Genomic DNA, 12029 nt, shown 5'->3' with positions numbered 1-12029 from the left:
TGTACACCTCTATATCTAGATTTTACCCTTCTTTTAAGTCGCTCTGAATTTATTGATCAATAGATCCAGACTGTATATTTATTTTTTATTTTTTATAATTATACATCAACTTGCAAGAAAATACATCTTAAACTGTCATTTTTGTGTAAGAATTTAAAAGTTTTCCGATTATTTCTACTGCCAAATCTATCTCTTCCTTTGTAGTCGTTAATGACGGAAGCAGTCTAATAACATTGGTGCCTGCAGGTAATGCAATAAATCCTGTTTTTCTTAACTCACTTAACACATTTGCTACTTCCAACTCTACTTCTATTCCAATCATTAGCCCCAAGCCGCGAATATCTTTTACATACTGGTTTGATTTTAATTTTTCTTGAAGCGAATGAATTAAATAGCTGCTTTTTTCATTAACCGCTTGTAAAAAAGCTTCATTAAAGACAATCTCCATTGTTTTGCTGGCTGCTGCCATTGCTAATGGGTTTCCCCCAAATGTAGTTCCATGACTCCCTGCTCCAAAAAATTCTTTTAAATTTCCTTTTGCAGCAATAGCACCAACTGGAATACCATTCGCAAGTCCTTTTGCTATAGAAATGATATCTGGGTTTAAATCAAATTGCTGAAATGCAAATGGCGTGCCTGTTCTGCCTATTCCTGTTTGAATTTCATCAATAATTAAAAGTGCCCCTTTTTCTTTGCAAAGCACTTCTACTTTTTGCAGAAATTCTTTTGCAGCTACATGAATGCCGCCTTCTCCTTGAACCACTTCCAACATAACGGCTGCTGTATCATCTGTTAACTGCTGCTCTAATGCATATATATCGTTAAAAGGAACATATTCAAATGTTTCTAGCATAGGTCCATATCCATGCTTTATTTTATCTTGGCCCGTTGCCGACATTGTTGCAAATGTTCTGCCATGAAAAGAGGATAAGAATGTAATAATTTTTGATTTGCCAGTCGCTTTTCTAGCTAGCTTAATAGCCGCTTCATTTGCCTCTGCACCGCTATTGCTGAAGAAAACGCAATCCATTCCGCTGCCTTTAACGATTAATTCCGCGGCTTTCTCTTGCAATGCAACAGGAAATAGATTGGATACATGCCAAAACTTGTTTAACTGTTCTTCGACTGCTTTTTTTACTTCCTCATTGCAATGTCCTAAACCACAAACACCAATTCCTGAAGTGAAGTCCAAATATTTTTTTCCATCTGTTCCTATTAAATAACTGCCTTTTGCCGATTCAGGCTCAATTTCCCATTTTGCATAAGTTGGAAATAAATGACTCATTTTACGACCTCCAGTTTTTCAACAATTTGTGTTCCAAACAATGTTTGCCCATCATAAATCGCTTTTTTTCCTGATACAATCATGACACTTTTTAAGCCGCTCTCTAACGCTGCTAGTGAGGATGTTACTTTTGGAATCATGCCGCCTGTTATTTGTCCTTCCTCTATATACTGGTGGACTTCTTTTTGTTCAAGAATATTTGCTACTTTTCCATCTATTAGAATACCATCAACATCTGTCACAAATAAACAATGTTCCACCTTTAAACTTTTGGCAACTGCTGCTGCTGCATAATCCGCATTAATATTTAAAATTTGCCCATTTTCTGTAATGCCAAGTGGCGTTATGACAGGAATTAATCCATCTGTTAAAAGCTTTGTGATTAGCTTATTATTCACTGTTTCCACATTGCCAACATATCCTAGTGCTGCTTCATCAATAAGAGATCCTTGAATAATTTGATTATCTGTACCGTTTATTCCAATTGCTTTTAAATGATGACTATTTAATAAGTGTACAAGTTTTCTGTTTGTTTTTCCTGAAAGTACCATCTCTACAATATTCAGTGTTTCTTTTGTTGTTTTCCGCAAACCATTATGAAATTCAGGGACAACTCCTGTAAGTTCCAGCATTTCATTAATATCAGGGCCGCCTCCATGAACAAAAACTAATTGAAATCCAGCTTTTTGTAATTCTGCTAAACTAGCAAAAAAATCTTCAGTCAATTGATCTATAACACTACCGCCGCATTTTATAAGGATTGTTTTCATCAAATTCACCTCTTATGTCCGATAGCTTGCATTTATTTTTACATAATCATAAGATAAATCGCAGCCCCAAGCTTTTCCTTTTGATTCCCCATTGTGAAGATCAACTGTAATTTTAATAAAATCCTGATTAAGATAATTTATTGCTTCGTCTTCAGAAAAAGCTTGTGGTTCGCTGTTTTTTAACATCACAATATTTCCGATTGCAATATCAACTGAAGCTGGATTAACATCTGTATTGGTTTGGCCAATCGCTGTAATAATACGACCCCAGTTAGCATCTGAACCATAAACAGCTGTTTTCACTAAGTTAGAACCAACGATTTGTTTTGCAATGGCTCTTGCTTCTTCTTCTGTTTTGCTTCCTGACACCTCTACCTCAATAAGCTTTGTGGCGCCTTCTCCATCTTTAGCGATTTGTTTTGCCAAACTTTCACATGTTTTTGCTAAAAGTTCTAAAAATACTGGATAATCAGGATGTTCCGCTGTTATCGCTTCGTTTTCTGCCATCCCATTTGCCAATACTAAAACTGTATCATTTGTAGAAGTATCTCCGTCCACTGTTATTTGATTAAAAGTCGTCGGAATTACTTTGCTTAATGAGCTTTGCAAACAATCGGAATCTATTTTTGCATCGGTTGTAATAAATGCCAGCATTGTTGCCATATTTGGATGAATCATTCCTGATCCTTTAGACGTTCCGCCCATTGTTACTGTCACGCCGCCAAGCTTTGCCGTATAGCAGCATTTTTTCATTACAGTATCTGTTGTTAAAATTGCTTCTTGAAATGCATCGGCATGGCTTACTGTACTGCCCTCGCTTATTTGTTGGATTCCTGAAGCAATTTTATCCATTTTCAAATATTCTCCAATAACGCCTGTTGATGAAACAGCTACATATTCTTTTTTAATTTGTAGATGTTCTGCCATTAACTCACGCATTTTATAAGCATCTTGTAGCCCTTTTTCTCCTGTACAAGCATTCGCACATGCACTGTTTACAATAACTGCCTGGATCAGCTTCTCTGCTTGGATAGATGCTTGTGTCACCTTTAATGGAGCAGCTTGAAAATGGCTTGTTGTATATACAGCAGCTGCATTTGCAGGAACCTCACTAATAATGGCTCCTAAATCCTTTTTAGCATAACGCAGTCCAGCATGTATACCTGCTGCACTAAATCCAATTGGTGTAACGATGCTGCCATCCACGATTTCTTTTACATACGATGATTGTTCCTCATTGATATTTGATATAACCTGCACTTTTTCTGCTCCTTTCTTATGGGTACAGCGGTAAAAAGTTTAGTCCAGCCGTTTCATGCAATCCGCTCATGATGTTTGCATTTTGAACCGCCTGCCCTGCTGCCCCTTTCATTAAATTGTCAATGACAGATATAATGGTTAGTCTTCCTGTTCTTTCATCCACATCCACACCAATATCACAATAATTTGACCCGCTCACCTCTTTAATAGTAGGAAAATGCCCTAATGGTCGGACACGGACAAAAGGATGATTTTTGTATGCTTCTTCATATAATTCATGAATAGAACTTGTTGTATATTCTTCTTTTAAGGAAACATATATCGTTGACATGATTCCTCTATTGATAGGCAATAAATGTGTTGAAAATGTAATTGGTTTAATATCGCTGTTCCAATCTAATAATTGCTGTTCAATTTCTGGAATATGCTGATGTTTATTTACTTTATAAATTTTGAAATTTTCATTCATTTCTGCAAGCATTGTATCCCTTGATGGACTTCTTCCTGCACCTGAGATTCCCGATTTTGCGTCAATAATAATACTATCTGTTTTTATTATTTTTTCTTTTACTGCTGGAGCTAATCCTAATAACGTTGCTGTAGGATAACAGCCTGGATTGGAAATCCATTTTGCTTTTTCGATTTCTCCTCTGTTCCACTCTGTAAGACCATAAACAAATTTATTGATCAACTCTGCTTGCACAGGCTCTTTTTTATACCATGTTTTATAATCTTCTGTATTTCTTAAACGCAAATCACCAGATAAGTCGACCATTTTGATATTTGTATGAGAAAACTCTTCTACCAATTTACTGGAAACACCTGATGGAGTAGCAAAAAATACGATATCACTTTCCTCCGCTATTTTTGCAACATTTATTTTTTCTAGTTTATTTTCAATAATATTGTATAAATGAGGATATTCGTTCCAAACTGGAACCTCTTCTCTTGTTGTATGAACAGAATGTATGTTAATAGTTGGATGTGTATGCAAAATTCTAATTAATTCCACTCCACCGTAGCCTGTAGTACCGATGATTGCTGCCTTCATAATTTCCTCCTTCAATAGGAAATGTGTATATTTAATCATTTTTTTTTATATTTATTAATATTCGATTCTCTTATTATAAAAACTTAGCATTATAAAATCAACCTGTTTTTTCATAAAAGTATTAGTTTTCTAACTTTTCAAGCAAGTTATTAAAATAGAAAAGTAAAAATGCAATTCAAGCCGATTATTATTCACTAGGGAAAATTCAGAATTTCTGCAGGAAGTTTTTCGCCGCTTAGTGTGGTTGTATATTAATTAGGAATTATGCCTTGGCAAATCTCTGTTTCTTACAACTTATTTTCCACTCTCTCCCTTTTTATTCGCCGTCCTGCTCACTTTTTCTGCTATCCTGCATATATTTTATTACTTATCGAATTTTTTACGATCCAACCTTTTTAACAATGCAAATAAAGCTGCCCCAATTTAGGGCAGCTTCATTCATTTCTCTTTTATAAGTCTTCTATTACAATATACGATGCTTTTACAGGTCCGTGCACCCCTACAACTAAATCCATTTCTATATCGGCTGAGTTGCTTGGTCCTGTAATATAATTAATGCAGCTTGGGATTTTTTCTCCATTTTTCACTTTTTCTCTTAATTTATGTGCTGCTTGTGTCATTCGCGGTACTAGTGTGCTTTTTGGTATAAGCATAATAGAATTGGTTGGTAAAAAGCTGACTGTTCTGCCTCGATCATTGCCGCTATACAAAACTACTGTACCTGATTCGGCTAAAGTTATTTCACTGATTGTTATGCCAATATTAGCATTTTCTGCTTTTTGAATATTTTCTTTGCCTTTTGATGCTTGCCATTCGTATACTTCTATATTTTTATTAGGTAAATCTTGTGTCAATAAATTGCTGACACCATATTCCTCGTAGCGCGAGTCTTTCCAAGTAACGATTGGTCCGCCGCCATATTCTGAAATTAAATTCTCTAACTTTTGCGGGAGATCTGCTTTAGTTGTAGTAATTAAGTCTGTATGGATTTTTAAACATTGTGTTTTTAATACTTCTAATAATTCATCTTTTGTTGCATCTTTTAACACTTGTTCTTGGGGATTATACGCCCAAACAGGTTTTGCAACTTCTACTTTTCTTTCTCTTCCCAATCTTGATGCTATGTTTTTTAAAAAAGAATCTCTATTTTGAATAGTTCCTTGCATCAGCTTTTGCCTCCTTTATCACGGTTTTTATACCAGTCACGGAATCGCTCTTTTGTTGGTGCAGGAAAATCGCGGATATCTGTCCATTCTTTTATTAAGCCAACCCCTTTAGTAATTTTATCTCCTTTAGATAACGGCTTTGTTAATGCTGGAGCCATTTTTGAACCGATGTTATATAAAGCTGGCGAAGCTGCTCCAAGACCAAATGCCTTAAAGATCAGCTTTTCTGATATTGGTGCTTTCCCTTCCCTCTCTACAATTACTTGACGATGTTTATGCAATAATTCATGAAGAGGGATCTTCACTGGACATGCATCCGTACATGCGGCACATAATGTAGATGCATATGGAAGCTCTTTGAATTCATCATATCCACCTAAAAGTGGCGATAATACTGCTCCAATTGGACCAGAATAAATGGATCCATAAGAGTGTCCCCCTACTTGTCTGTAGACAGGACAAACATTTACACATGCCGCACAGCGAATGCATTGAAGAACCGATTGGAATTCTCCGCCAAGTATATCTGATCTTCCGTTATCCACTATGACTAAATGAAATTCCTCCGGTCCATCCACATCGCCAGCTTCTTTAGGGCCTGTTAGAGTAGTTACATAACTTGTTAGTTTTTGGCCTACTGCACTTCTTGTCAACATTCCAACAAGTACTTCCATTTCATCAAATGTAGGAACAATTCTTTCCATCCCCATTACAACAACCTGTGTTTTAGGCAATGCTGCAACAAGGTCCGCATTTCCTTCATTTGTTACAAGGGTAATGGAACCAGTTTCTGCTACTGCGAAGTTGCAGCCAGTTATCCCGATATCCGCCGTTAAATATTCCTCACGAAGAACTTGACGAGCATGCCATGCCAGTTCCTCGGGTCTTTCTGTATTTGTATAATTTAGTTTCTTTGCAAATACATCACGAATTTGCTCTTTATTTTTATGTAATGCTGGAACAACGATATGAGATGGTGGATCATGATCATCTACTTGCAAAATGTATTCCCCTAAATCTGTTTCAATGACCTTGCAGCCAGCGCCTTCTAGCTTTTGATTAAGAGAAATCTCTTCTGTCACCATTGATTTTGCTTTTACTACCTTTTTGGCATTTTTCTTTTTTGCTATCTCTTCAATATAGGTGCTCGCTTCTTCTGCCGTTTTTGCAAAAAAGACATGCCCTCCTCTTTTTGCCACATTTTCACTTAATTCATATAAATAATAATCCAGATTTTCTAAGACATGCTGACGTATCTCTTCCCCGTGCGAACGCCATTCTTCCCAGTTTCCCATCTCTTCTGTCACTGCATTTTTTCTTCCTTGAATGGTTTCTTGAGCCTTTGAAACAGCACCACGCATAAATTCATTTTGCAATTCACTTTTTACTCTGGACTTAAATTCTACGGAGCTAGTTTTCATTGACATAATTAAAATCCCCCTCCCCTTTTATAAACGGCTATTCAAAACTTCTGCAATATGGAGCGCTCTCACTGGCTTACCTTTTCTTCCTAAACGCCCGCCAATATTCATTAAGCAGCCTGCATCTGCACTGATAATATAATCTGCCCCTGTTTCTTCTATACAACTAACCTTTTCATCTACCATTTGTTCAGATATTTGCCCCATTTTGACAGAAAAAGTTCCGCCAAATCCACAACAATTTTGTTTTCCTGGCAAATCTTCATATTCTAAACCTTTTACATTTTTCAATAGTTTAATAGGCGCTTCTTTGACACCTAATAATCTAGTCATATGACAAGAAGTATGATAGGTTACTTTTCCATTAAAACTTGCGCCAACATCTTCTACTCTTAACACGTCTACAATAAATTGAGTTAATTCATATGTTTTTTTTGCAAGTTCTTTTGCTTTTGGTTCCCAGACAGGATCTCCTTTAAAAATATGCTGATACTCATGAAACATATAAGCGCAAGATCCTGAAGGACAAACAATATATTCAGCATGTTCAAATGCTTTTATCATTGTTTTCATGGCACCCTTTGTTTCCTCTACATAACCACTATTATAAGAAGGCTGGCCACAGCAAATTTGTGTTGTAGGAAAATCAATTTCACATCCTAAACGTTCTAATAATTCTACTGTTGCTTTTCCTACATCACTTTGAAACATATCCACTAAACAGGTTGCAAATAAAGTCACTTTCATCATGACATCCTCCTTTAAAAATAAACTCCCAACATTTATTATTCCTTACACACACAAATGAACAGGTCATCAGATGACTAGATTTTTAAAATCACCCTATATGTATCCATAGAGTGTTTTGTTTAATTAGTCTCTATAAAAAAACGTGGTTGACTGTAAGAGATTCTAGAAACTGCTATGATTTTTATGAAATTTCAAATTAAGCGTTTTCATTAATATAGTCCTAATTTTTACATTTTGCAAGTGAAAAAATTTTTCTATCATTGTCCCCTTACTCAAGCTGCTATTTATTATTCATTCTGTTCCTTTTCTTTGGAATCAAAATATTTCTTTAATACTGCCTCTACTTTTTGCAAATGATAGAGCATCGTCTCCTTTGCTTTATTTTCATTCTTCTCAAAAATAGCTTCATAAATGGCAAGATGTTCTTCATACAGTCTCTCTGTTGTTGTTTGTTTAGAAAACAGCCATAATCGCCTCGTTTCTTTCATCGCTTCCTGCATTATATCTGAAACATTAAGCAATAAGTTTACCAACAACGGGTTTTGCGAAGCTGCAGCAACTGCAAAATGAAAGTTTAGATCTGATTTTTCTCCTAGCTCTTCTACGCCATTTGCCAGTTTCATTTTTTCTAAAGCTGCTTTCATTTTTTTCAAATCTTCAGTTGTACGATTATTTGCTGCAGCGACTGCCGCACCTACCTCCATGATGCTTCTTACTTCAAGGAGATGATTAATGTCCTTCTTTTTCATCAGAATAGCGGAAGGCAAGGAAAACATAATTTGATCTGCCTCAAACTTTTTTACATAGGTTCCTTCCCCTTGTTTCATTTCAATTAACCCTTTTGCTTTTAATGCAGATAGCGCTTCTCTAACGGCCGAACGACTTACTTGGAAATTTTCTGCAAGCTGTTGAACAGATGCCAGTTTTTCGCCAGGCTTTAAAGCTCCTGAACGAATTCCTTCATGTAAAGTTTCTGCTATTTCTTCATAGATTTTTTTTGGTCGAATCTGCTTAAATTCCATTGTGGTACCTCCAACGCGCCCATCCTTTTTATAGTTATTATACTGCTAAAAATTATGATATGCATGAAAAAATACATAAAATTGTCAATTTTATGTTGTTTTTTGGAAAATATCATTTTATAATAAGTTCATCAAGTCATCAGATGACCTAATTTTAGGATATTCATAATTGAAAGCGATTTCTTTCACCTGGTGATTGATCAATGAATAATAAATCAGAAAATAAAAACGTAACATGGAAAGAAAATGAAGGAGATGAATTTATGACGTTTACACAAAACTTTACTGTTGTTGGCGACAATTTAGCATTGTCCGCTATCGTAGCACTCATTCCAATTTTATACTTTTTTTGGGCCCTTGCCATTAAACGCATGAAAGGACATATTGCTGGAGTTACAACATTGCTTTTTGCTTTGATTATTTCTGTAATCGCTTTCAAAATGCCTGTTGGAATGAGTGTGATGTCAGCAAGCCAAGGAATTGTTTACGGGCTCTTGCCAATTGGCTGGATTATTGTAACATCCGTACTTCTATATAAACTAACTGTTAAAAGCGGTCAATTCTCGATTATTCGCAACTTTATTTTATCTATTACAGAAGACCGCAGACTTCAAGCATTGCTTGTTGCTTTCTCATTTGGAGCATTTTTAGAAGGCGCTGCTGGATTTGGGGCACCTGTTGCCATCTCTGCTGCCCTTCTAGTTGGACTAGGCTTTAACCCATTATACGCTGCAGGTATCTGTTTACTGGCAAATACCGCTCCCGTTGCATTTGGTGCAATCGGTATTCCAATTACTGCTGTAGAAGGCCCTACCGGCATTCCAGCTATGGAAATTTCCAAAATGGTTGGACGCCAGCTTCCATTTATTTCAGTCTTTATTCCATTTTATTTAGTTATTATTATGGCTGGATTTAAACGAGTATGGGAAGTAATGCCTGCCATTTTAGTATCCGGCATATCTTTTGCCTTTACACAATATCTATCATCTAATTTCATTGGACCTGAATTGCCAGATATTTTATCTGCATTAGTTTCCTTATTTGCGCTTGTTATCTTCTTAAAATTCTGGAAACCAAAAACTATTTTCCGTTTCAAAGGGGAAGCAGAAATCGCAGCTGCATCAGCTGAGCAAAAGAAAACAACAGAATCTACATATACAGCCGGTCAAATTTTCCATGCTTGGTCACCTTTTTTAGTGTTGACTGCATTCATCTCGCTTTGGGGAATTCCTGCTGTGAAATCAGCATTGACTGGTCATTACGAAGGTACAAACGCTATTTTAAAAGGGCTTAACAAGCTAGGGGAACTACTTACATTTATGCCTGAAGTGCCATTAATTCATAATAAAATTATCAATGGTGCTGGTGAAGCAGTGGCTGCCATTTATAAAATAGAAGTTTTAGGGACTGCCGGCACTGCTATATTATTCGCTTGCGTTATCACAAAATATATCGCTCGCCTTTCTTGGAAAGAAGTGTATGAAACATCAAAGGAAACAATTCATGAATTAAAATTGCCAATATTAACAATTTCATCTGTAGTTGGGTTTGCCTATGTAACAAATGCATCCGGAATGTCGACAACTCTTGGAATGACATTAGCTAAAACAGGCGCATTGTTTCCATTTTTCTCTCCTGTCCTTGGATGGCTTGGCGTATTTATCACTGGCTCTGATACTTCTGCCAATTTACTATTTGGAAATCTGCAAAAAATTACTGCTATTTCTGTTGGCATGGATCCTGTGCTTGCAGTTGCAGCCAACTCCAGTGGAGGAGTTACAGGGAAAATGATTTCTCCGCAATCTATTGCCGTCGCTTGTGCTGCTGTTGGTCTGGCAGGAAAAGAATCTGAACTACTTCGCTTTACCGTTAAACATAGTATATTTCTGCTGCTGCTAGTATGTATTATTACCTTCCTGCAAAACAATGTGCTTTCTTGGATGATTCCGTAAAGCACAGCGAAAAAAGGGCATAAAAATCTTTGGTGATTTTTGCGCCCTTTTTGCTATTCTTTACCACGGGAAGCTACTTCCAGATTCTTCTTCTAAAAGAATCACTTTCACCATGTCTCCACATTTATACCCACTATCTCCGCCAGGCAATATTGTTAAACAGTTCGCAAAGGCTAAGCTGCTCACAATATTTGATTTATCCACTCCGCTTGTTCGTGTTTCTAGCTTTCCATTGACAACACAGACTTTACTTCTAATTAGGCGTGTAAATGGATTCGCTTTTGGGAAATCCTCCCTGAGTACAGCATCAACAATAGGCAAATAGGGATTTTGGGAAAACAGGAAACTTTTTATGATTGGGTTTGTAAATAATTCAAACCCAACATAACATGCAGAAGGGTTTCCTGAAAGTCCAAATAGTAATTTGCCATTTAACTGAGCTACTGTTGTTACACTGCCAGGTCTCATTGCTATTTTATTAAAGAGAACTTCTGCCCCCATTTTCCGATAAATATCTGGCAATAGATCATAATCTCCAACAGAAACGCCTCCTGTTGTAATCAGTATATCTATAGAGTCTATTGTGCAATAAATGGCTTCATAACTCGTTTCCAAAATATCCGGCAATTTCCCGAAATAACGAGGAATAGCACCTGCTCTTTCGATTTGTGCCATGATCATATATGCATTACTGTTTCTTATTTTCCCTTCTTCGAGTTCTTCATGCACTTCCAATAATTCCGTTCCTGTAGCGAATACTCCTATAATCGGTTTTTTCGCAACAGGAACCCTTTCTATTCCAAAGGTTGCTAAAAGAGCTACTATTCCTGGATTTATTTTTGTCCCTTTTAGAATTAATACTGTCCCTTTTTTTGTATCCTCTCCTTGAAACGATATATTTTCTCCTTTATTTAAAACATGATTAATTTTTATGTATGTTTTGTTGTCTTTTTTCAGCTCTACAGTTTTTTCAAACATTACCACTGTATCTGCATCATTTGGCAGCATCGCCCCTGTCATGATTCTTATCCCTTGATATCTGCCTATTCTTTTATTAGAAACTTGTCCAGCTCCTATCTCATCAATTATTTCTAATTCAGTAGGATTATCCTCTGATGCATGCATCGTATCCACTGATCGTAATGCAAATCCATCATAACTGGAGCGGTCAAATCTAGGAACATCATGTGAGGCTGTGATATCTTCACATATGTACCGGCCATTGCTGTCAAAAATGGATACAAACTCCTTTGCTCCTTCCTTTTTATATTCCATCACTCTTTTTATTGCATCTTCTACTAAAATAGGAAATCTTTTTTCTACTGCCATTTTTATTTTCCCCCAGCCCTTTT

At 36.4% G+C, this 12029-nt stretch carries 10 protein-coding genes; 1 reads left to right on the top strand and 9 read right to left on the bottom strand.

Annotated features, from left to right (window positions below; genetic code table 11):
* Positions 1 to 127 precede the first annotated feature (127 nt).
* The 8 genes from CWS01_RS01340 to CWS01_RS01305 form a co-directional block, all read right to left on the bottom strand.
* Positions 128 to 1285, bottom strand: coding sequence for an acetylornithine transaminase (locus CWS01_RS01340; protein WP_101175240.1), 1158 nt, complete (start codon positions 1283 to 1285; stop codon positions 128 to 130).
* The gene (argB, locus tag CWS01_RS01335) at positions 1282 to 2055 is read right to left on the bottom strand and encodes an acetylglutamate kinase (RefSeq protein ID WP_101175239.1); all 774 of its coding nucleotides are present in this window, start codon (positions 2053 to 2055) and stop codon (positions 1282 to 1284) included. Before argB ends, CWS01_RS01340 begins: the two co-directional genes overlap by 4 nt.
* 12 nt (positions 2056 to 2067) lie before the next feature.
* On the bottom strand, positions 2068 to 3315 hold the full coding sequence (gene argJ / locus CWS01_RS01330; RefSeq protein ID WP_193603744.1) for a bifunctional ornithine acetyltransferase/N-acetylglutamate synthase: 1248 nt from the start codon (positions 3313 to 3315) through the stop codon (positions 2068 to 2070).
* Positions 3316 to 3331: 16 nt separating this feature from the next.
* Complete coding sequence (gene argC, locus CWS01_RS01325; protein ID WP_101175238.1) at positions 3332 to 4366, bottom strand: N-acetyl-gamma-glutamyl-phosphate reductase; 1035 nt, start codon at positions 4364 to 4366, stop codon at positions 3332 to 3334.
* A 449-nt stretch (positions 4367 to 4815) separates the two neighbouring features.
* A complete protein-coding gene (locus tag CWS01_RS01320; protein ID WP_101175237.1) occupies positions 4816 to 5532 on the bottom strand; it encodes a LutC/YkgG family protein in 717 nt (238 codons plus the stop codon).
* A complete protein-coding gene (locus CWS01_RS01315) occupies positions 5532 to 6959 on the bottom strand; it encodes a LutB/LldF family L-lactate oxidation iron-sulfur protein (protein WP_101175236.1) in 1428 nt (475 codons plus the stop codon). The genes CWS01_RS01320 and CWS01_RS01315 overlap by 1 nt, the downstream gene beginning before the upstream one ends.
* Before the next feature lie 21 nt (positions 6960 to 6980).
* A complete protein-coding gene (locus tag CWS01_RS01310; RefSeq protein ID WP_101175235.1) occupies positions 6981 to 7700 on the bottom strand; it encodes a (Fe-S)-binding protein in 720 nt (239 codons plus the stop codon).
* A gap of 290 nt (positions 7701 to 7990) precedes the next feature.
* On the bottom strand, positions 7991 to 8725 hold the full coding sequence (locus CWS01_RS01305) for a FadR/GntR family transcriptional regulator (RefSeq protein ID WP_101175234.1): 735 nt from the start codon (positions 8723 to 8725) through the stop codon (positions 7991 to 7993).
* A gap of 263 nt (positions 8726 to 8988) precedes the next feature.
* Here CWS01_RS01305 and CWS01_RS01300 point away from each other — a divergent pair, with 263 nt between their 5' ends.
* On the top strand, positions 8989 to 10677 hold the full coding sequence (locus tag CWS01_RS01300; RefSeq protein WP_101175355.1) for an L-lactate permease: 1689 nt from the start codon (positions 8989 to 8991) through the stop codon (positions 10675 to 10677).
* A gap of 60 nt (positions 10678 to 10737) precedes the next feature.
* On the opposite strand, the gene CWS01_RS01295 is transcribed toward CWS01_RS01300, so the two are convergent.
* Positions 10738 to 12006, bottom strand: a complete 1269-nt coding sequence (locus tag CWS01_RS01295) for a molybdopterin molybdotransferase MoeA (protein WP_101175233.1) — start codon at positions 12004 to 12006, stop codon at positions 10738 to 10740.
* Between the last annotated feature and the right edge of the window lie 23 nt (positions 12007 to 12029).

This window comes from Niallia nealsonii (genome assembly GCF_002835805.1).
Classification (GTDB): Bacteria; Bacillota; Bacilli; order Bacillales; family Cytobacillaceae; genus Niallia; species Niallia nealsonii.
Note: the sequence above shows the minus strand (reverse complement) of the source record. Positions and strands in the feature narration are given on the sequence as shown.